This window comes from Marinobacter denitrificans, assembly GCF_008795955.1.
Lineage (GTDB): Bacteria > Pseudomonadota > Gammaproteobacteria > Pseudomonadales > Oleiphilaceae > Marinobacter > Marinobacter denitrificans.
In genome coordinates this window covers 670,671-692,040 of sequence record NZ_VMHN01000001.1, presented here as the reverse complement: position 1 = coordinate 692,040, position 21,370 = coordinate 670,671, and the positions used below count along the sequence as shown (strand labels likewise).

Annotated in this window: 18 protein-coding genes; 9 read left to right on the top strand and 9 right to left on the bottom strand. The window is 57.6% G+C overall.

Annotated features, from left to right (window positions below):
- Nucleotides 1–159: 159 nt before the first annotated feature.
- The 5 genes from FO268_RS03240 to FO268_RS03220 are packed head-to-tail and all read left to right on the top strand — an operon-like array spanning nucleotide 160 to nucleotide 5,626.
- Nucleotides 160–1,047, top strand: a complete 888-nt coding sequence (locus FO268_RS03240) for a bile acid:sodium symporter family protein (protein ID WP_150989508.1) — start codon at nucleotides 160–162, stop codon at nucleotides 1,045–1,047.
- Nucleotides 1,044–1,424: a CidA/LrgA family protein gene (locus FO268_RS03235; RefSeq protein WP_150989505.1), complete on the top strand. Its 381-nt coding sequence runs from the start codon at nucleotides 1,044–1,046 to the stop codon at nucleotides 1,422–1,424. The genes FO268_RS03240 and FO268_RS03235 overlap by 4 nt, the downstream gene beginning before the upstream one ends.
- Nucleotides 1,417–2,142 carry an LrgB family protein gene (locus tag FO268_RS03230; RefSeq protein ID WP_150989502.1) on the top strand — a complete coding sequence of 242 codons (726 nt, stop codon included), beginning with the start codon at nucleotides 1,417–1,419 and terminating at the stop codon, nucleotides 2,140–2,142. The genes FO268_RS03235 and FO268_RS03230 overlap by 8 nt, the downstream gene beginning before the upstream one ends.
- A 38-nt stretch (nucleotides 2,143–2,180) precedes the next feature.
- Nucleotides 2,181–4,229, top strand: coding sequence for a TonB-dependent receptor family protein (locus FO268_RS03225; RefSeq protein WP_150989499.1), 2,049 nt, complete (start codon nucleotides 2,181–2,183; stop codon nucleotides 4,227–4,229).
- Nucleotides 4,230–4,267: 38 nt separating this feature from the next.
- Nucleotides 4,268–5,626 (top strand): TrpB-like pyridoxal phosphate-dependent enzyme, encoded by a 1,359-nt coding sequence (locus FO268_RS03220; RefSeq protein ID WP_150989497.1) that lies wholly within the window; start codon nucleotides 4,268–4,270, stop codon nucleotides 5,624–5,626.
- 31 nt (nucleotides 5,627–5,657) lie between these two features.
- On the opposite strand, the gene FO268_RS03215 is transcribed toward FO268_RS03220, so the two are convergent.
- The 4 genes from FO268_RS03215 to tmpT form a co-directional block, all read right to left on the bottom strand.
- Nucleotides 5,658–7,202, bottom strand: coding sequence for a SpoVR family protein (locus tag FO268_RS03215; protein WP_150989494.1), 1,545 nt, complete (start codon nucleotides 7,200–7,202; stop codon nucleotides 5,658–5,660).
- The gene (locus FO268_RS03210) at nucleotides 7,199–8,494 is read right to left on the bottom strand and encodes a YeaH/YhbH family protein (RefSeq protein ID WP_150989491.1); all 1,296 of its coding nucleotides are present in this window, start codon (nucleotides 8,492–8,494) and stop codon (nucleotides 7,199–7,201) included. Before FO268_RS03210 ends, FO268_RS03215 begins: the two co-directional genes overlap by 4 nt.
- Nucleotides 8,495–8,542: 48 nt before the next feature.
- A complete protein-coding gene (locus FO268_RS03205; protein ID WP_150989488.1) occupies nucleotides 8,543–10,465 on the bottom strand; it encodes a PrkA family serine protein kinase in 1,923 nt (640 codons plus the stop codon).
- Nucleotides 10,466–10,699: 234 nt separating this feature from the next.
- Nucleotides 10,700–11,353 (bottom strand): thiopurine S-methyltransferase, encoded by a 654-nt coding sequence (tmpT, locus tag FO268_RS03200; RefSeq protein ID WP_150989485.1) that lies wholly within the window; start codon nucleotides 11,351–11,353, stop codon nucleotides 10,700–10,702.
- Between the two features lie 97 nt (nucleotides 11,354–11,450).
- Here tmpT and FO268_RS03195 point away from each other — a divergent pair, with 97 nt between their 5' ends.
- The 3 genes from FO268_RS03195 (at nucleotide 11,451) to FO268_RS03185 (ending at nucleotide 15,189) form a co-directional block, all read left to right on the top strand.
- Nucleotides 11,451–12,383, top strand: a complete 933-nt coding sequence (locus FO268_RS03195) for a D-2-hydroxyacid dehydrogenase (RefSeq protein WP_150989482.1) — start codon at nucleotides 11,451–11,453, stop codon at nucleotides 12,381–12,383.
- A gap of 151 nt (nucleotides 12,384–12,534) precedes the next feature.
- Nucleotides 12,535–13,752 carry a maltose/maltodextrin ABC transporter substrate-binding protein MalE gene (gene malE, locus FO268_RS03190; RefSeq protein ID WP_150989479.1) on the top strand — a complete coding sequence of 406 codons (1,218 nt, stop codon included), beginning with the start codon at nucleotides 12,535–12,537 and terminating at the stop codon, nucleotides 13,750–13,752.
- A gap of 117 nt (nucleotides 13,753–13,869) precedes the next feature.
- Nucleotides 13,870–15,189 carry a YihY/virulence factor BrkB family protein gene (locus FO268_RS03185; protein ID WP_150989476.1) on the top strand — a complete coding sequence of 440 codons (1,320 nt, stop codon included), beginning with the start codon at nucleotides 13,870–13,872 and terminating at the stop codon, nucleotides 15,187–15,189.
- Here the strand turns inward: FO268_RS03185 and FO268_RS03180 are convergent.
- The 4 genes from FO268_RS03180 to FO268_RS03165 all read right to left on the bottom strand — a co-directional run bounded on the left by FO268_RS03180 (nucleotide 15,186) and on the right by FO268_RS03165 (nucleotide 19,936).
- Nucleotides 15,186–16,226, bottom strand: coding sequence for an HDOD domain-containing protein (locus tag FO268_RS03180; protein WP_150989473.1), 1,041 nt, complete (start codon nucleotides 16,224–16,226; stop codon nucleotides 15,186–15,188). The two genes, FO268_RS03185 and FO268_RS03180, sit on opposite strands and share 4 nt — an antisense overlap.
- Nucleotides 16,227–16,350: 124 nt before the next feature.
- Nucleotides 16,351–17,580, bottom strand: coding sequence for a DUF445 domain-containing protein (locus FO268_RS03175; RefSeq protein ID WP_150989471.1), 1,230 nt, complete (start codon nucleotides 17,578–17,580; stop codon nucleotides 16,351–16,353).
- Nucleotides 17,581–17,838: 258 nt separating this feature from the next.
- Complete coding sequence (locus FO268_RS03170; protein WP_150989468.1) at nucleotides 17,839–18,573, bottom strand: 16S rRNA (uracil(1498)-N(3))-methyltransferase; 735 nt, start codon at nucleotides 18,571–18,573, stop codon at nucleotides 17,839–17,841.
- Nucleotides 18,574–18,583: 10 nt separating this feature from the next.
- Complete coding sequence (locus tag FO268_RS03165) at nucleotides 18,584–19,936, bottom strand: adenosylmethionine--8-amino-7-oxononanoate transaminase (protein ID WP_150989466.1); 1,353 nt, start codon at nucleotides 19,934–19,936, stop codon at nucleotides 18,584–18,586.
- A 169-nt stretch (nucleotides 19,937–20,105) separates the two neighbouring features.
- On the opposite strand from FO268_RS03165, the gene FO268_RS03160 reads away from it, so the two are divergent.
- Nucleotides 20,106–20,594 (top strand): DUF2505 domain-containing protein, encoded by a 489-nt coding sequence (locus tag FO268_RS03160; RefSeq protein ID WP_150989463.1) that lies wholly within the window; start codon nucleotides 20,106–20,108, stop codon nucleotides 20,592–20,594.
- A 21-nt stretch (nucleotides 20,595–20,615) separates the two neighbouring features.
- Here FO268_RS03160 and FO268_RS03155 read toward each other — a convergent pair whose 3' ends face one another.
- Nucleotides 20,616–21,362 carry an amino acid ABC transporter ATP-binding protein gene (locus tag FO268_RS03155; RefSeq protein ID WP_150989460.1) on the bottom strand — a complete coding sequence of 249 codons (747 nt, stop codon included), beginning with the start codon at nucleotides 21,360–21,362 and terminating at the stop codon, nucleotides 20,616–20,618.
- Nucleotides 21,363–21,370 lie beyond the last annotated feature (8 nt).

Sequence of the window (21,370 nt, the reverse complement as noted above, 5' to 3'; positions counted from 1 at the left end):
CCGGGCATATCCGTTCACATAGTTGTTGTTCGCAAGTATACGCAACAACAGGGATAATCACACGATGAACGTAGCGAAAGGTTTCACTTTTTTTGCTTTGTTTTGTGCTATTTTCTTTAGCTGACTAACTTCATCAAAACAATAATCCGTGGAGGCACTGTGGAGTCCAGTCCCCTGATTTCCGCCGGGTTGCCGATCGCCCTGTTTATTATCATGATCGGTATTGGAATGACTTTGTCGATCAGGGACTTTCGCCAGGTGGCGGTCTATCCGAAGGGTATGATTGTCGGGACGGTTGCCCAGATCCTGCTGATGCCGCTGATTGCCTTTGCGCTGGCTTCCATGCTTGACCTCTCTCCCGCGATCGCTGTGGGCCTTGTGATTATCGCGGCCTGCCCGGGCGGCACCACTTCCAACCTGTTTGTATTGCTGGCCCGGGGCAATATTGCCCTCTCGATTGTGCTGACGGTAACAGCCAGCCTGATTACTATTGTTACCCTTCCGATATTGACCAACTATGCCCTGCAGTTGTACGCGGGCACGGAAGAATCCATCACCTTGCCGGTAGGTCGAACCGTGGGCATGCTGGTTGGTATCGTGTTATTCCCGGTGGCGGTTGGCATGGTGTTTCGCACTCGCGCCCCCGAGCTGTCGCGTCGTGCTGAAAGTGCAGTGAGTGTGTTCGGGGGCGTGGTTCTGGCGCTGCTGGTGGTGGGCCTGGTCTGGGGCGTGCGTGACCAGATATGGGATCTGCTTCGTCAGGCCGGCCCTGCAACCTTGCTGCTGAATCTGGCCGGCATCTTCGTGGGGCTGCTGGCCGGGCGGGCGACCGGGTTAACCCAGCGCGAATCCATTGCCGTTGCCGTGGAACTCGGCATCAAGAACAGCACCATTGCGCTGCTGGTGACGCTGACACTGCTGGAGTCCAGTGCCATGTCAATTCCAGCAGCCGTTTACGGCGTTCTGATGTTCCCCATTGGCTTTGTACTGGCAGCCTACGGTCGGAAAATCATTCCCGCCCCGATCATTGCGAAGCCCTCGCCATGAATTTTCTCAACGGAATGACTCTGCTGCTGGTCTACCAGCTGGTGGGCGAAGTCACCGTTCGACTCCTGGCAGTACCTATTCCCGGCCCTGTTCTGGGCATGGTCATGCTGTTTCTGACCCTGATGATACGGGGGCGGACTCCAGCGCCTCTGGAGAACGCCTCGACCGCTTTGCTCAGCCATTTATCGCTGCTGTTCGTCCCGGCCGGGGTGGGCATGATGGCTCATTTTGACCGTATCGCCGATGAATGGCTGCCGATCACCCTGGCGCTGTTTTTCTCCACCATCATTACCATGGTCGCTACCGCCGGCATCATGCAGGTAACCACGCGGTGGTTTTCCAGGCACGAGAACGGGGGAGGGCAGGCGGATGAATGAGCCAGCCATCCGGGATATCTGGGTTTACCTCTCCGCCTCACCGCTGCTGGGTCTGACCATAACGCTGGTGGCGTATGGCCTGGCCTATCGCCTGTACCTGAAATCCAATTCCAGCCCGCTCGCCAATCCGGTGGTAACCTCCGTGGCCATGCTGATTGCCCTGTTGATGGTGACTGGCACCTCCTACAGCGAATATTTCGAGGGTGGGCAGTTTGTTCACTTTCTGCTGGGGCCGGCAACGGTGGCGCTGGCGGTGCCTCTGTACCAGCAGTTTTCCCGCCTTCGTCAAATCTGGCTCCCGGTGACGATATCCCTGCTCTGTGGCGTGGTGATTGCTGCCGGAAGCTCCATTGGTCTGGCCTGGCTGCTTGGAGGCTCCACGGAAATCCAGATGTCGCTGGCGCCCAAATCCGCCACTGCGCCTGTTGCCATGGGTATCTCCGAAACCATCGGCGGCATTCCCTCCCTGACCGCTGTATTGGTCGTTGCAACGGGTATTGTCGGAGCGGTACTCGGCACCAAACTGTTTGAATGGATGCGCATCACCGACGATAGTGTAAAAGGCATTGCCATGGGCGTGGCGGCCCACGGTATAGGCACGGCACGGGCCTTCCAGGTTAGTTCCCAGATGGGTGCGTTCTCCGGATTGGCAATGGCATTATCGGCATTTGCGACGGCCCTGATCGTGCCGTGGTTGGTGGATCTGATCGGAATATAGAGGCGAGAGGCACGGTGGTATTTTTCAGAACATCGGTAATGGTTGTTTCAGGGCTGGCGGCGACCTGTGCCTTCACCACCGTAGATGCCCAGGAGAGCCCGGAGACGCCCGAAACCGTCATCCAGGTTACTTCACCCCGGTTGGTGCGGGATCTTTACGAGACACCCGCAGCGGTGTCGGTCATTGAAACCCCGGATATCCACGAAGGCCAGCAGCGCCTCCAGCTGGATGAATCCCTGGACACCGTCCCCGGCCTGTTTTTCCAGAATCGCTACAACTTTGCCCAGAACCTGCGTTTGTCTACCCGCGGCTTTGGCGCCCGGGCGCCGTTTGGCATTCGGGGTATCCGCATTCAGGTGGATGGTATCCCCTACACTCTGCCAGATGGCCAGTCCCAGATTGACGCCGTGGACCTGGATTCCGCACAGCGCATTGAGGTCATTCGTGGGCCCTCATCGGTCCAGTATGGCAATGCGTCCGGCGGGGTAATCGATATCACCACCGCCAGGGGAGATGATCAGCCGGCAGGTACCCGGTTGCGGCAGGATGTCGGGAGTGATGACTATTACAAGACCACGGCCCAGGCCAGTGGAAGCCAGGGTGATACAAGCGGTATTGCAACGATGTCCTGGCTGAACTACAACGGTTACCGGGACCAGAGCGAAGTGGAAAAAGGTCTGTTCAACGGCCGCCTTTCTCATCAATGGGGCAACGGCCAGCGGCTCACCGCCACTTTTAATGCTCTGTACACGCCAAAAGCGGAAGACCCGGCCGGCCTGACCGCTGCGCAGGTAGAAGAAGACCGGTCCCAGGCTACGTCCAATGCCGAAAGGCTGGACGCAGGGCAGGAGGTAGACCAGCAGACATTTGGACTGCTTTACGAAACCCCCGCCGTTGGTGCCGGTGACCTCACCGTCAGCACCTTCTTTACCCGACGCGATTTTACCCAGCAGCTACCGTTTCCCGGCCCCAGCCGGATTGCCTATGACCGCCAGTTCTACGGCGTCAGCTCGGATTATCAGCAGGGGAGTGAAGTTGCGGGGCGGCCCCTGACCTGGGTGGTGGGGGCGGACCTGCATCGCCAGGTGGACCAACGTCGCCGCTATTCAGTGTCGTTCAATGGAGACATAACAGGGCAGACCCAGAAGGAAACCCAGAACGGCACCACTGCCGCCGTGTTTGCCCAGGGAGATCTGGCAGTGACGGAACGCCTGAAGCTTTCCCTGGGAACCCGCTTCGACCGACTGCGGTTATCGGTGGATGACGAACGGCTGGATGATGGTGACGATTCCGGCAGCCGAACATACGACGAGCTCAGCGGTTTTGCCGGCGCCAGTTACCGCGTTGCTCCGCGTCAGCAGATTTACGCGACCGTTGGTACCGCCTTCGAGGCGCCAACCTTCACCGAATTTGCCAACCCCGATGGTAGCGGTGGTTTTAACCCTGACATCGAGCCGCAACAGGCCATTAACCGCGAAATAGGCATACGTGGTGGCCTCGGCGAGGGGCTCAGCTATGACCTGGCACTGTTCTCCATTCGTGTCGATGATGAAATCCTGCCTTTCGAAGTCGATAACCGGACGTTTTACGAGAATGCCGGCCGAACTGAGCGTAATGGCGTTGAATTAGGACTTGAATGGGATATTTCCTACACCTGGCGCATAACCAGCGCCCTTACACTGGCGGACTACACCCTCAGGGATTTCCAGGACGAGCAGGGCAACGATGCCGATGGCAATCGTCTTCCCGGATTACCCCGTGAACAGTGGGTTACCGAAGTCGAGTGGAAAGGGAACGGACAGCGGTTTGCTGCGTTGGAGTGGCAGTACGTAGGTGATCTATACGCGGAAAACAGCAACCAGACGAAGGTCAGCGATTACTGGCTGTTCGGAGTCAGGGCAGGAGACACGATTCGTTTCGGCAGCCAGAGCCTGAACCTGTACGGAGGTATCCGCAATCTGCTGGATGAGGACTATTTCAGCAACATCCGCATCAATGCCAACGCTGACCGGCCCGTGGAAGACCGCGGCTACTACGAGCCCGCGCCAGGAAGAACTTTTTATGCCGGCGTGGAATGGGTATTCTGAGGGCTGACAACAACACGAACCTCAGGGTGCTCATAAAAATGCAAACCAAGTTTCTTCTCGAAGAAAGCCAGATGCCGAAGTACTGGTACAACCTGCAGGCGGATTTTCCTGAGCCGCTGCCAGCGGTGCTCCACCCGGTGACCCAGCAGCCAGTCGGCCCCTCGGATCTTGAACCGCTGTTTCCCATGTCGCTGATTGAACAGGAAGTGACCACAGAGCGGGAAATCGAGATTCCTGAGCCGGTACGGGATGTCTACAAACTGTGGCGCCCGGCGCCTTTATACCGGGCGCATCGTCTCGAGAAAGCCCTTGGTACCCCTGCCAAAATCTTCTACAAGTACGAAGGCGTGAGCCCGGCTGGCAGCCACAAGCCCAACACCGCTATTCCCCAGGCATTCTATAACCGCGAAGCCGGCATTCGCACCCTGACCACGGAAACCGGGGCAGGGCAGTGGGGCACCTCGCTGTCATTCGCCGGTTCCCTGTTCGATATGGATGTGACCGTGTTCCAGGTTCGGGTTTCATACGACCAGAAGCCCTATCGCCGGGCGGTGATGGAAACCTACGGCGCGAAATGTGTGGCTTCACCATCAGAGCTGACAGAATTCGGGCGAAAGGTGCTGGCCGAGAACCCGGACCACACCGGCAGTCTCGGTGTTGCTATTTCCGAGGCGGTGGAGCTGGCAGTGAAGGACCCGAACACCAAGTACGCCCTGGGTTCGGTGCTCAACCATGTGTTGCTGCACCAGAGCATCATTGGCCTGGAATGCATGCAGCAGATGGAAATGGCGGATTGCTGGCCGGATGTCATCGTCGGCTGCACCGGTGGTGGTTCCAACTTCGCCGGCATTGCGTTTCCGTTTATGGGTCATGCCCTGCGGGGCGGCCAGAAATCACGGATCGTTGCAGTGGAGCCTTCAGCCTGTCCGACCCTGACCCGTGGCAAGTACGCCTATGATTACGGCGATACCGCGCATATGACGCCGCTCACCAAGATGCATACCCTGGGTTCCGACTTTACCCCGCCGGGTTTCCATGCCGGCGGTTTGCGTTACCACGGTATGGCGCCGATGGTCTCCCACGCCAAGGAGTTGGGCCTGTTTGATGCGGTGTCCTATACCCAGCGTGAATGCTTTGAGGCCGGTGTGCTGTTCGCCCGCAATGAGGGCATTGTGCCGGCACCGGAAGCCAATCACGCGGTCAAGGGAGCCATCGACGAAGCCTTGCGCTGCAAGCGGGAAGGTAAGGAAGAAGTCATCCTGTTCAACCTGTGTGGTCACGGCCACTTTGATATGGCGGCCTATACCTCGTATTTCGCCGGTGATCTGAGCGACCATGAATACAGTGAACAGGAGATGGCCATGGCCCTGTCGGGCCTGCCTTCCGTCTCAGCCTAGAGAACCCTGATCATGAGGGCTGACCTTGCGGTCAGTCCTCATCCAGATCCTTTGGCGGGCAATGGGCCTCATCCACCACCTGGCCATCATCCACACTCTCCAGATGCACGTCGAAGCCCCAGAGCCGGTGCACATGGCGGAGCACTTCTTCGGTATCATCCCCCAGGGGCACCCGGTCAACAGGTATGTGCCGCAGGGTCAGGGAGCGGTCCCCGCGCACATCCACATTCCACACCTGGATATTGGGCTCGCGATAACTCAGGTTGTACTGGCGGGCCAGCTTTTCCCTGAGAATACGGTAGCCCGGATCGTCGTGGATTGCGGTAATGCGATATACGTCTTCTTCGTCGTCGTTCTGGATGGCGAAGAACTTCATGTCCCGCATCACCTTGGGCGACAGGAATTGCTGGATGAAGCTTTCATCCTTGAAGTTCTTCATGGCGAAATGCAGGGTTTCCACCCAGTCGGTGCCGGCGATATCGGGGAACCATTCCCGGTCCTCGTCGGTCGGATTTTCGCAGATTCGCCGCAGGTCGGTGAACATCGAAAAGCCCAGGGTGTAAGGGTTGATGCCTGAATACCAGGGACTGTCAAAAGGTGGCTGATAGACCACCGCGGAATGGCTTTGCAGGAACTCGAGCATGAAGCCGTCGTTGACCAGGCCCTTGTCGTACATGCGATGCAGCAGGGTGTAGTGCCAGAAGGTAGCCCAGCCCTCGTTCATCACCTGGGTCTGGCGCTGAGGGTAGAAATACTGCGCCAGCTTACGCACGATGCGTATGAGTTCCCGCTGCCAGGTTTCCAGCAGTGGCGCGTTTTTCTCGATAAAGTAGAGAATGTTTTCCTGGGGTTCCTCCGGGTAACGCTGCTTGCGTCTCACGGGGTCTTCGTCATCCTCCATTCTTGGAATGGTGCGCCACAGGTCATTGAGCCTGCGCTGCTGATATTCCTCCCGTTCTTTCTGACGACGTGCCTCCTCCGCGGCCGAAATCGGCGCAGGGCGCTTGTAACGGTCCACGCCGTAATTCATCAGCGCGTGGCAGGAGTCCAGAATCTGCTCAACCGCATCCAGGCCATAACGCTCTTCGCACTGGGCCACGTAATCCCGGGCGAACACCAGGTAGTCAATAATGGCGCTGGCATCGGTCCAGGTGCGGAACAGGTAATTACCCTTGAAGAACGAGTTGTGGCCATAGGAGGCATGGGCAATCACCAGTGCCTGCATCGGCAGGGTGTTCTCTTCCATCAGGTAGGCAATGCAGGGGTTGGAGTTGATGACAATCTCATACGCCAGCCCCATCTGGCCCCGCTGGTAGCCCTTCGAGGTGGACAGGAACTGTTTGCCGAAGGACCAGTGATGGTAGCCCACGGGCATCCCCACGGAGCTGTACGCGTCCATCATCTGCTCGGCACTGATCACTTCTACCTGGTTGGGGTAGGTATCCAGCCCGAATTCGGCCGCGCATTTGGCAATTTCCTCGTCGTACTTTTCCAGCAGTGGGAAGGTCCACTCGGAACTGGTGGAAATCGGTTCCCGGGTTCGTGGCTCGTTGGGTCTGTCCATGGTGTCGGTCATGCGGCTTTCCTCTCGAACAACTGACGGAAGACCGGGTAGATTTCACCGGGGTCGGCAATCTGCTGCAGGGCGAAGCTCTGGGGGAATCGCTCCTGGATTTTCTCGTATTCGTACCACAGCATCTGGTGATCCTGGGGCGTGATCTCCACATAGGCGTAGTACTGCACCAGGGGCAGGATGCTGTCGGCCAGCAACTTGCTGCAAATGGGAGAGTCATCGTTCCAGTTGTCGCCATCGGACGCCTGGGCTGCGTAGATGTTCCATTCCGAGGGAGAGTAGCGGGACTCAATAATCTTGTGCATCAGTTTCAGTGCACTGGAGACGATGGTGCCGCCGGTTTCCCGTGAGTAGAAGAACTCTTCCTCATCCACCTCTTTGGCGCTGGTGTGGTGCCGGATGAAGACCACGTCGATCTTCTTGTAATTCTTCTTGAGGAAAAGATAGAGCAGGATAAAGAAGCGCTTGGCAATATCCTTGTGCATCTGGGTCATCGACCCGGAGACATCCATCAGGCAGAACATCACGGCACTGGTAGCCGGTTGTGGCTGCTTCAGGTGCTGGCGGTATCGCAGGTCAATCTCGTCAATAAACGGAATGCGACGGACATTGGCCTTGAGTTCGGCGATTTCATCCTCCATTGCCTTGATCTGGTCTTCGTGGCTGAACGCCGGGTCCAGATCGTCCGGAGCACTCTTCAGTGCGGCCAGCTGCGCTTCCATTTCACGGATTTTTTTCTTGCGGGCACCCCCGAGGCCGAGCCGCCGCGCGTGGGCCCCTCGCAAAGAGCGCACCACATCCAGTTTGGCCGGGACGCCCTGGGTGGAGAAGCCGGAGCGAACATACTTGAACGCTTCGGTGTCTTTCAGCTTTTTGCGGGCAAGATTGGGCAGTTCCAGGTCATCGAACAGAAAGTCCAGGAATTCTTCCTGGGTAATCTGGAAGGCGAACTCATCCATACCCTCCCCGTCAGGGCTGGCCTGGCCTTGCCCCTGGCCCTGACCGCCTCCTCCAGGCGGCTTGGGCAGCGTATCTCCGGCGACAAACTCCTTGTTGCCGGGATGGATTACCTCTCTTTTGCCGCCCTGGCCGTGATGAAATATCGGCTCGTCAGTATCCCGGGAGGGAATGCTGACGTTCTCGCCGCGTTCAATGTCCGTGATGGACCGGCGGTGGACCGCATCCGCCACCGCCTTCTTGATATGGTGGCGGTAACGGCGCAGGAACCGTTCACGGTTCACCGCGCTTTTGTTTTTTCCGTTCAGTCGCCGGTCGACTACGTGGGTCATACCCATAGTTTTACTCCAGTTCAGCGCACTTTCTCAGCACATATAGCGGCTGACTTATTGAGACTTACGAACCCGCAGGTACCATTCCGCAAGGAGGCGGACCTGTTTTTCCGTGTAGCCTCGATCGACCATGCGCTCGACGAACTGCTTGTGTTTGTTCTGATCTTCCTGGCTTGCCTTCGGATTGAAGGAGATAACCGGCAACAGGTCCTCGGTATTGGAGAACATCTTCTTCTCGATCACGCTGCGCAGCTTTTCATAGCTGAGCCAGGACGGGTTGCGGCCCTGGTTGTTGGCCCTCGCCCGTAGCACGAAGTTCACCACCTCGTTGCGGAAGTCTTTCGGGTTGCTGATGCCCGCGGGTTTCTCGATTTTCTCCAGCTCGTCGTTGATGGACGAACGGTCGAGGATTTCCCCGGTTTCCGGATCGCGGTACTCCTGGTCCTGTATCCAGAAATCGGCATAGGTCACGTAGCGGTCGAACAGGTTCTGACCGTATTCGCTGTAGCTCTCCAGGTAGGCGGTCTGGATTTCCTTGCCGATGAATTCCACATAATGGGGCGCCAGGAACTCCTTGATGAACCGCAGGTAGCGGTCCTGGGTTTCGGCCTGGAACTGCTCCTGTTCTATCTGTTTTTCCAGTACATAGAGCAGGTGAACCGGGTTGGCAGCCACTTCTGTGGTATCGAAGTTGAATACCTTGGACAGGATCTTGAAGGCGAAACGGGTAGATAGTCCGTCCATGCCTTCGTTCACGCCGGCGGCATCACGGTATTCCTGCATCGACTTGGCTTTGGGGTCGGTATCCTTGATGTTCTGGCCATCGTACACCCGCATCTTGGAGAAAATGCTGGAGTTTTCCGGCTCCTTGATGCGCGACAGGATGGAGAACTGCGCCAGCATATCCAGCGTGTCCGGGGCACAGGGCGCGCCTGCCAGGGAGCTGTCCCGCAGCAGTTTGCGATAGATATCAATCTCTTCGGTCACACGCACACAGTAGGGCACCTTGACGATGTAGACCCGGTCAAGGAAGGCCTCGTTGTGCTTGTTGTTGCGGAACGTCTGCCATTCAGACTCGTTGGAGTGGGCCAGAATGACGCCGTCAAAAGGCACGGACCCCATGCCTTCGGTGGTGTTGTAGTTGCCTTCCTGGGTGGCGGTCAACAACGGGTGCAGAACCTTGATGGGCGCCTTGAACATCTCCACAAATTCCATCAGCCCCTGGTTGGCCTTGCAAAGGCCTCCACTGAAGCTGTAGGCGTCCGGATCATCCTGGGAATAATCTTCCAGCATGCGGATATTTACCTTGCCCACCAGTGCCGAAATGTCCTGATTGTTGTCATCCCCGGGCTCGGTCTTCGATACGCCGATCTGGTCCAGAACCGACGGGTACATCTTGACGACCCGGAACTGGCTGATGTCGCCACCGTATTCATGCAGGCGTTTCACCGCCCAGGGCGACATGATGGATTTGAGATAACGGGGCGGAATGCCGTATTCCTCTTCCAGGATCGCGGCATCCTCGGCCGGATCGAACAGGCCAAGCGGCGACTCGTTCACCGGGGAGCCTTTAATGGCGTAGAAGGGTACTTTCTGCATCAGTGATTTGAGCTTTTCAGCCAGAGAGGATTTACCACCACCGACGGGGCCAAGCAGGTAAAGGATCTGTTTCTTCTCTTCCAGGCCCTGGGCGGCATGGCGGAAGAAGGAAACGATATTTTCTACGGCCTCTTCCATGCCATAGAACTCGGAGAATTCCGGATAGCGCTTGATCACTTTGTTGGAAAAAATACGAGACATCCTGGAATCACGGGATGTGTCGATGTGTTCCGGCTCGCCGATTGCCAGTAACATTCTCTCTGCGGCGGTGGCATACGCCGTTGGGTCCTTTTTGCAGATCTCCAGGTATTCCTCAAGAGTGTATTCTTCTTCCTGAGTTGCTTCATACCGGTTTTTGAAGTGCTGCACGATGCTCATAGATGGCCCCTCGCTTGCTCTCTAACTGTTTGAAAGACAGCTTTTAGTTCACGCAATTTCCCCGTTGCTGTTGGATCCGTCGCCCCGGACGGTGGTTATGGTTATGAGTGAAAGTATAGGAAGTACCGGACCGAATTACGCTGCTGCGTTCATTTCGGTCCGGTTATTTTGAGCTTAGTTCAAGCTTCCGGACTTGGACAGGAGGAGAAGCGTTAAGGTTCATTAAATTGTGTATCAGCGTTTCCGGAGGCGAAACACGCTTTCGGTGGCTCCAGCAAGGCCTTTACGCTTGGTAAAGGGGTGATCTTTCGCCAGCGTGTTGGTGAGGATGTGTTCGATTTCGTAATCGTCGGAGTAGAGTTCCAGGACTTCTTTGTCACTGACGTTGAACGGAGGTCCTTTGATTTCGGTGTCATAGTCCAGGGTAATCAGCAAAACCCGCGTGCCATCCGGGATGACCGCTGTCAGGTGGTCAACGTAGTCCTTGCGCATATGCGGGGGCAGGGCAATCAGTGCGGCACGGTCGTAGACCAGCCGTACGTGTTGCAGATCCTCCGGCACCAACTGGAAGAAATCGCCACACCAGAGTTCCAGATCGTCATGCTTGAAGGTGGTAAAGGGCTCGCCGGGGTGGACCTTGGCTTTCTCGCGGCCTTCTTCAAAGAAGTCCTTGCACGCCACTTCGCTCAGTTCCACGCCAATGACAGGATGGCCGCGGTCGTGCAGCCACCACATGTCATGGGCTTTACCGCACAGGGGAACGAAGACGGCACCGGTGCCGTTGCCAGCGAGTTCGGGCCAGTGGTCGTGGAGGTATTGGTTCACGGTGCCTTCGTGGAAGCCGATTTCTTTCTTGGCCCAGCGTTCGTGCCAGAATTCGTGTTCCATGAGTCTTCCCCTTTTCGCCAATTGGAGGTTTTATTCAGTCTAACTTAATCTTGGGAACTGGTGGTTGATCGAAAACATCATGAATAAGGATGGACGAATGAAAGCCGTATTTCTGGATGCCGACACACTGGGTAGCGATGTGGACCTGTCGCCGATTGAGGCGGTAACCGGTGAGATGGTGAAACACCCACGTACGACCCCGGAACAGGTACAGGAACGCATCCGGGGCTTCGATACGGTGCTGGTGAACAAGGTAATGCTGTCGCGGGAGCATTTTGAGGCCTGCCCAGCATTGAAGACCATTGCGGTAGTCGCCACCGGACTGAATAACATTGACCAGGAGGCCGCAAAGGCACACGGCATCAAGGTGATGAACGTGACCAACTATGGGCGTTCCACCGTAGCACAGCACACCATGGCGCTGATGCTGGCGCTGGCCACGCGGCTGCTGGATTACGACCGGGATGTACGGTCCGGTCGCTGGGGGGAAAGCCCGATGTTCTGCCTGATGGATCATCCAATTATGGAATTGGAGGGGCGCACGTTGGGTGTGTTCGGCTACGGTGATCTGGGCCAGGGGGTTGTTGAGCGGGCCAGGGCCTTCGGGATGAATATTCTACTCGGTGCAAGGCCGGGCCAGGCGGCCGGCGAGGTGGATGGGTACCCCCGGGTTCCCATGGATGAACTGCTGCCGCAAGTGGATGTGCTTTCCCTGCATTGCCTGCTGACGGATGAGACCCGCAACATGATCGGTCCTCGTGAGCTGAAGATGATGAAAAAGCATGCGCTGCTGATCAACACCAGTCGCGGTGGCCTGGTGGATGAACAGGCGCTGGCCGATGCTCTGCGCGCAGGCACCATTGGCGGTGCAGGTTTTGATGTTCTGACAGAGGAGCCGCCCCGCAACGGCAATCCGCTGTTGGCGGACGACATTCCCAACCTGATTGTGACCCCCCATTCCGCCTGGGCGAGCCGGGAAGCGAGACAGAGAATTGTGGAGATCACGGCCCGTAACCTGTCCTCTGCCTGATTTTTTCGGGTACTCCCCCATACTCACCCCTCAAAAAACAGCAGCCGTATGATGCGGTTGCTGTTCCCTGTTGCTTAAACTGCCTGTGAAATGCCCCAAATGAGGGCATGCGTTTCAACGACGCTCCAACAATAACAACAGGGCGATACTCATGATCAGACCCATCCTGGCTCTTGCGCTTTTTTTCGTTCTCTTTTCCGTACCGGCTCTCGCTTTCGAACGCGGCGAACTGCTTATCTGGATCAACTCCGACAAGGGGTATGAAGGCCTGGCCGAGGTTGGCCGGCGCTTCGAGTCGGACACCGGCATTGCCGTCACCGTAGAAACGCCGGACGATCTCACCTCCGAATACGATCATTACGGCTACTCCTCCAAAGCGCCTGACATTGTGATCTGGCCTCACGATCGTTTTGGCAGCTGGATTAACGAAGGGCACCTGCGGCCCATTAAACCCTCAGCGCACGTTCGTGATGCCATTGCGCCTTTTGCCTGGCAGGCGGTTTCTGTCGGTGAGCGGGTGTATGGCTACCCGATTGCCATGGAAGTGGTGAGCCTGCTCTACAACAAAGACCTGGTGGAAACGCCGCCCACGACTCTTGAGCAGCTGAAAACCGAGCATCGCAGGTTGAGTTCGCAAGGCGTTGAAGCTATCTCCTGGGATTACAGGAACGTGTATTTTTCCTGGCCGGTCTTTGCCGGGTCGGGTGGTTACAGTTTCGGTCTGGAGAGGCAGGTGTACGACCTCTCCGATGTCGGAGTGGCCAACGACGGAGCCGTCAGTGCGGTGAGGGGCATCAAGGACCTTCTGGATTCCGGCGTCCTGGCCAAGGAGGCGGATTACGGCACCATGATGGAAGGCTTCAAGTCCGGCGAGACGGCCATGATCATCAACGGCCCATGGGCCTGGAGCGAGATACGCCAGGCCGGGATCAATGTGGGTATCGCTGATGTGCCCACGGTAACGGGGGCCCCCGGAAAGCCTTTCGTGGGGGTGCTGGCGGCCGGGATCAGTGCCGTTTCAACCAATCATGAGCTGGCCCGGCAGTTTATGGAGGACTATCTCCTGACCGAATCCGGCCTTAACTCGGTCAATGACGACAAGCCGCTGGGAGCAGTTGCCCACCTGGAGGTGGTGAAAACCCTCAGCGAGGACCCCTTTATCGACCACACCTTCCGCTCCGCCAGCCGCGGCGAAATCATGCCCAACATTCCGGAAATGAAACGTTTCTGGGACCTGATGACCATTCGCTTTGCCGGCATGCTGGAAGGTGACTACCCCATTGCCTCCACCCTGGATAAGGCCGCCGGCCGGCTTGAGCGCCTGGATGAGATGCGGGGGTGGACGCGGCGGCATTACGTGACCAACTGAGTGAGCTGCCGCTATCGACCCGAAACTGCTAGTAAAAGCCAAACAATCGGCCATACTTTGTTGTGATTTGGTATCTGACTGATAATCTGTACAAAACTCTGGCAAACAGGACGTCGTGTGGCTTCTTTCCAATTCAAAGAGCGGCTTCAGGAAGCTGAAGCCTGGATTCTGGCCAATCCAAGCCCACCGCAACGCTGGCCGTGGACCTGGTTGTATAAAACCGGGCGCACTGCCTATGCGCTGGTGCGGGATATCATTGCCGGTAACCTGACCCTGCACGCCATGAGCCTGGTGTATACCACCCTGTTGAGCATCGTGCCGTTGCTGGCGTTGAGCTTTTCGGTGCTCAAGGCGATGGGCGTACACCAGCGTATGGAACCCTTTCTGTACCAGTTTTTCCAGCCTATGGGCCCGCAGGGCGTGGAGATTGCCGAGCAGGTTCTCGGGTTCGTGGATAACATGAAGGTGGGTGTGCTGGGGTCGGTGGGCCTGGCTTTGCTGGTCTATACCGTGATCTCACTGGTGCAGAAAATCGAGCGCTCCTTCAACATGATCTGGCGGGTGCCGGATATGCGTTCCATGGCCCAGCGCTTCAGTAACTACCTCAGCGTGATCATGATTGGCCCGTTGTTGATGGTGTCGGCCATCGGCATCAGTGCCACCATTTTTTCGTCGGCGTTTGTCCAGGCGTTGATGGCAGTCGAGCCACTGGGAACCGTGGTTATCTTCGCGACCCGCTTTACCCCGTTCATGCTGGTGGTGGGTGCGTTCACCTTTGTGTATGTATTTATTCCCAATACCAGGGTGAAGCTGCGTTACGCCTTTATCGGCGGCCTGATTGCAGGTATTTCCTGGCAGGCCGCTGGAATGCTGTTCGCGTCATTTGTGGCAGGTTCGGCGAAGTACGCCGCAATCTACTCCAGTTTCGCCATCGGTATCATCCTGCTGATCTGGCTGTACCTGAACTGGATCATCCTTCTGCTGGGTTCCAGCATTGCGTTCTATCTGCAGAATCCCGGCGCTGTCGCCAAACGCACTCAGGTACGGTTGTCACCGGAATTGCAGGAAAAAACCGGCCTGGCCCTGATGTGGCTGGTAGCAAAGCCTTTCAGCGAAGGCCGGCCTGCGCCCCAGCAGGAAGAAATTGAGCAGGACCTGCGAGTGCCCGGGGAGGTGACCCGGGGGATCAGCGACAAGCTCATTCGCGCTGGCCTGCTGATGCTGGCCGGGCGTAACGGGGATTGTCTGGTGCCGGGGCAGTCGTTGGACAGAATCACCATCGGGCGTGTTCTGGACGCCATCCGCCATGATGAGGACCGTGTCGTGGATCGTTTGCCTTATGTGGTGCCACAACGGCTCCTGGCACAGGCGCCGGAAGACGAGTCGGTCAGCTTTGCCGAATTACTGAAACAGGAAGAAGAGCGGGCCAAAAACTAGGCGCGGGTTCTGGCGCCGGCTTCCAGTACATCAAGGATAACTTTGCGTACCCGGGTGTACTGTTCTCCCGAGATGTGGATAAGGCGCAGAACGTTCTCCTCTGGCATGTTGCGCTGATGAGCGTGGCGCAACACTTCCCGGGTTCCGACAATGATGCCGTCGTTCAGTGGGGTTTGGGTCTTCCGCGGAGCGGGCCGCTCAGCCGCCAGTAATTGTGCGTGGTATTTGGGGGGCAGGTTCCACTCATTGGCCAGAAGTTGCGATGTGGCCCACTGGTACCGTGATAGAGCATCGTGTATCAGCGAGGGTGGCGGTTCGGTCATCCCCGGTTCCGCCCTGCAGAGTCGCTGCAGTTCCCTCCGCAACGTAATGTAGGAGAGCGCCGGCAGTAATCCCGCCATGAAGTAAACGCTGCTGTCCTCGCCCTGAATCTTGGCAATCAGTTCCGCACTGCGGGCGCAGGTAAGCCCCCAGCGCCACACTCTCTGGGCAAACAATGCCTCGCGGCTGTTCCGTGCCGCCATCATGGGGCGCATGATGGCGGCGGAAATGACGTTACGAATGCCGTCCAGCCCCAGCAGAAAAACTGCCTGGTCCACAGAGTCGATCGATTGGTCGCCGGGCCTGAAATAGGGGCTGTTCGCAATCTGTAGTAACTGGTCGGTCAGTGCCGGATCGTTGAGAATGATTTCGGTCAGATGGTGTCGGTCCGATTTTTCGTCGGATAGCGCCCGCATCAGCATTGGCAGCGTCATAGGTTGGCGCGGTAATTCGTGAAGTTCCCGATGGGTGATGCGTCCGCGCAGATTTTCCAGAACAGGCTCCCATTCCCCGGGTTCTGACCGCAGCGCTGTGGGCGGCGAGTCCAGCAACCAGCAAAACAGGTGTTCTTCAAGTTGGTCAATCAGAGCGGGATCGCTTGCTGAATCGTCTTCCACGGACGCAGCCGGATTAAGCAGGCGGGACTCGGGTGCTGATACGGTTGGTGATACGTCGGAAGAAAAAAATCCTGAAATCCAGGAAAAAAAGCCTGGCATCCGATGCCTCCGGGAAAAGTAGAGTCGCCGGGAAATACACACCCGTATCCCCGGAGTATAGAGACCCATAGCGGATATGCCCAGCGTAACCCGGCATAACTTGCCGGTTTTCCGGCACCGAGAATCAGAAGACGGAACCCCCGAATACAAAGATCAGCTGGCAGATGCCGGCAGCGAAACCCAGGAAGGCGCCCACCAGTATCAGTTTGATCTCGTCCTCCTGGAAGCAGGGGCGCAGCAGGTCCTGGAATTCTTCCGAAGACAGGGCAATCATGCGTTCAACCATAATGCTTTCAACGGCCCTTGCCCGGTCCGTCTCGAAGACCGGGTTGTCGAACGAGGTTCGGGAAATCTCGATGGCTTTGTGCCCCACCTGATTCTTGAGAGTGGCGAACCCGGTCGGCCCGAACGCCACCTGGGTCAGAGCCTTGCCCATGCCGGCCGTCTCATCCACCAGCGGTTTGATGTGTTTCTTGACCATGTTGCGTGCACGGTCGCCTTTCGGGCCTTCGAGGATGGCATTGATGATGTTGCCCACGGTAAGGATTTCATGGGTGACGATGTGGCAAAAGGACTCGGCTACTTCCTGCTGCCGCTTGAGAAATAATCCCTGAAGCCGCACCGGCCCGATTTTCTTCTCGTGTAGCGGTCGGAAGATCACGTTCAGTGCAATCCAGTTGGTGGCCCAACCCACGAGCAGACCGAAGAAAGGCAACACCCACCAGCTCTGGTAGAAGTACCAGACGGTCATCTGCACCAGGCCGAACAGGAAACCGAAGTAGAAGCCGGAGTTGATGATGAAGCGGAATTCCACTTCCCCACACTCGATGAATATGCGGTTAAGCAGGCGTTTGTCTTTCGCCAGGCGCTCGATAACCATGCTTTTGATGTCCAGCAGGTCTTCGATGTTGTCGGATACATCTCCTACCAGGTTGTCCACCAGGTGCGGGGTGGATTTCCGTACCCGGTCATAGACCATGTTTCTGGCGGAGGCCGGCAGGTTTTCCCAGAAGGTGGGGTACTCTTTGAGCATCAGTTCGTCGACGTATTCTTCGGTGCGGGGCTCGACTGTGTAGATGATGTGGGCGGCGAGTACCTTTGGGTCGATCTGCTGGAAGATTTCCTGCACGGTGCCGATTTTGGAGATGGTGGCATCGACGCTGATGGCGGCCATTTTTCGGGCTTTCGACGGGATGATGCCCTGCCAGCCCAGTAACGGGGGTTTGCCGACGAATTCCAGCGGGTAGAAGGTCATCTTGATGGCGAGCCAGTTGGTGGTCCAGCCGATCAGGGCGGCAATAACCGGGATGCTGAGGTATTGCCAGAATTCTGGGTTGCTAAACAGGCTTGTCATCTGGTGTTCGCTTGTTATCTTCTGGAGTTTGCTGCATTACGGGGAGGCGTTGCCAAAACACGCTCAAGCACATCCATGTGGCGCTTGGGCTCCGCCATCCATGGTTCCGCACAGTTTTGGCAACGCCTCCCCGTAATACAGCCCCGGCTTCGGAGTTGTCCTAAACGTTCTTTTTACCCGACAGGGATAATGTTGTCAGACAATGCTGGTGTCAATGACTTGCCTGCCAGCTTGAGACGGCGGCACGGTCGGAATCTGTCAGCTTCCGATATCTCCCCACAACCACTGGCACAGGGCCATGGCGGCGACCGGCGCGGTTTCGGTTCTGAGGACCCGTGGGCCGAGGGCGACGGGGAGGAAGCCGGCGGTTTCAGCGGCGGTGATTTCCTCCGCGCTGAGGCCGCCTTCGGGGCCGATCATCAGGGCGACCCGGGCGGGTTTAGCCATGGTATTGAGTGACTGTTGGGTGCGGTGGTGGAGCACCAGGCGCAGGTCGCAGTCACGGGTGTGATCGAGCCAGTCCGCCAGGGTCATGACTGGCAATATTTCCGGCACCCGGGCACGGCCGCATTGCTCGGCCGCGCTGATGGCGACGGACTGCCAGTGGCGCAGGCGTTTGTCTTCCCGGTCGCCTTTGAGCTTGACGTCACAGCGTTCGGTGGTGAGCGGAACGATGCGGGCGACGCCCATTTCTACCGCTTTCTGCACCGCATAGTCCATACGGTCACCCTTGGAGAGCGTCTGGCCAAGTACGATGTCCAGGGGGGCTTCAGTGGTGTTGGCTACCGGGCTGCCGACCCGGACTTCCACTCTTTTTTTGCCGGACTCGGTGATGGTGGCAGGGTAGTCGTTACCGTCGCCATTGAACAGCAACAGTTCCTGACCGGGCTGCATACGCAGTACGCGGCCTACGTGTTGCGCCGCGTTGTCGTCCAGGTCAGCAGTGGCTCCCTCGTTCAGAGGAGAGTCGGTGTAGATACGAGGGATGCGCATGGTGTGTTGGTCAGTCCCGTACTGCGATTTCGATGCCTTCGGTGGCCACCTGGGCCAGGTGGCGGATCTGTTCTTCAGTGATCACATAAGGGGGCATAAAGTAGACCACATTGCCCAGCGGCCGCAACAGCGATTGTCGGGTGAGGGCGTGCTGGTATACGCGGATACCACGGCGCTCCTGCCAGGGAAAGGGCTCTCTGGTGGCTTTGTTCCTTACCATCTCTACCGCCAGGGTCATGCCGTGCTGGCGGATATCGCCAACGTTGGGATGGTCTGCAAGGTGGGCGACGGACTCTCCCATGCAGGCGCTCAGGCGTTTGTTGTTTTCGATAACGTTGTCATCCCGGAAGATATCCAGGGTGGCCAGGGCTACCGCGCAGCCGATGGGGTTGCCGGTGTAGCTGTGGCTGTGAAGGAACGCCTTCAGGGTTTCGTAATCGTCGTAGAAGGCGTTGTAGACGTTATCGGTAGTGAGCACGACAGACAGCGGCAGGTAACCGGCGGTCAGGCCCTTGGACAGGCACATGAAGTCCGGGGTGATGCCGGATTGCTCACACGCAAACAGGGTGCCGGTACGGCCGAATCCCACGGCGATCTCGTCGGCGATCAGGTGCACATCGTAGCGGTCGCAGGCTTCACGGAGTCTGGTGTGGTAAACAGGGTGGTGCATGCGCATGCCGCCCGCGCACTGGATCAGGGGCTCTACCACCACGGCGCAGATTTCATCGTGTTTTTCTGCCAGCAGCGCGTCCATGGCCTCGAACTGGCGCAGGGCGTAGTCCTCGTCAGTTTCACCCGGCTCCTTGTTGAAGGCGTCCGGGGAGGGCGCCGTCAGCACTTCCATCAATAACGGCTGGTAGGTGTCCTTGTAGAGGGCAACATCGCCGAGGGCCAGTGCGCCCAGGGTTTCTCCGTGATAGCTGTTGCTCAGGTTCACGAAGTTTTTCTTGCCCGGTTTGCCCTGGTTTTTCCAGTAATGGAAGCTCATCTTGAGCGCCGCTTCGATGGCCGAAGAGCCGTTGTCGGCGTAGAAGCACTTGTTGAGGCCTTCCGGGGTCACTTCTATAAGCCGTTCTGACAGGTTTACCACCGGTTCGTGGGTGAAGCCGGCCAGGATGACATGCTCGAGCTGTCCGATCTGTTTCTGGATGGCGGCGTTGATTCTCGGGTTGGCATGACCGAACAGGTTAACCCACCAGGAACTCACAGCATCGATGTAACGGTTGCTCTCGAAATCCTCCAGCCACACACCTTCTCCCCGCTTGATCGGGACCAGTGGCAGGGTTCCTTCGTGATCTTTCATCTGGGTGCAGGGATGCCATACGGATTTAAGGCCGCGGGCGACGAGGTCAGCATTGCGCATGATAAATCTCCGTCAGACGCTCAGGTAGTGAATTATCGGCTGTTAACCTGTGCGGATATTACAGTTAACAGCGGCCGCTGACCACTATGCCAGGCGCCAATGACCGGTGGGCCAATGTGTCCGCACCACCCCTCGCGCAGAATCAGTTCATTCTGTTACGGAGGCCTTTATGGAACTGGAATTGAGACATTCATACAACGCCGGCCTGGAGCGGGTGCTGGGTGCCTTCTTCGACGAAGCCCACATTCAGGAAAAGAACGAGCGACTGGGTTCCCGCAACGTGCGGGTTCCCGAACTCACCCGCGACGAGCTGTCGGCAAAGGTAGTGGTGGAGCGGGAGATGATGGCTTCCACTGAGGTGCCGGGTATTCTCTCCAGCTTCCACAAAGAGTGGAACCGCGTACGCCAGGAAGAACACTGGTTCCGCAAGGACGACGGGGAATGGCACTGCGAATTCCGGGTACGGATCGAGGGGGTACCGGCAAAGATCAAGGGCAACATGCGGCTGCAGGGCACAGACCAGGCCTGCATCAACTACGTCACGCTGAACGTTCTATGCGAAGTGCCGTTGCTGGGCAAGAAGATTGCCCGGTTTCTGGCGGATGACTCTCATACCAAGATTGAGAAGGAGTACAGGATCACCCGCCAGTTGCTCTAGAGCGCGTGGCGGGTGGGATGATCAGTGCGACAGCACCCGGCTCAGGAACGACTGGGTACGCTCATTCTGGGGGTTGTCGAACACATCCGCCGGCTTGCCTTCCTCGACAATCTGGCCTTCGTGGATGTAGATCACGCGGTCGGCGACTTCCCGGGCGAAACCCATTTCGTGGGTAACCACCATCATGGTCATGCCTTCCTTGGCCAGTTCCCGCATGACATCCAGCACTTCGCCGATCATTTCCGGGTCCAGGGCCGAGGTGGGTTCATCGAACAGCATTAACCTGGGTTCCATGGCCAGAGCACGGGCGATCGCCACCCGCTGTTGCTGGCCGCCGGACAGGTGGCTGGGGTACTTGTCAGCCTGGCTGGCGATGCCTACGCGGCTCAGCAGGCGGTCTGCCGTGGCACTGGCGATGGGTTCGGGTGCTTCTTTAACTTTTCTCGGCGCCAGCATGATGTTCTTCTTCACCGTGAGGTGGGGGAAGAGATTGAACTGCTGAAACACCATGCCCACTTCCTTGCGGATTTCCGCCAGGGCCTTCTGGTTGCCACCTTTCGGGGCGAGTTCATTGCCGTCCACCACCAGTTTTCCGGACTCGAATTCTTCAAGGCCGTTGACGCAGCGGATGAGGGTCGACTTCCCGGAGCCGCTGGCCCCGATGATCACCACCACTTCACCGGCTTCAACGGTCAGGTCAATTTCCTTGAGGACATGCAGGGTACCGAAGTACTTGTTCATGCCCCGCATTTGCACGATCTGTGTCATGGGTACCA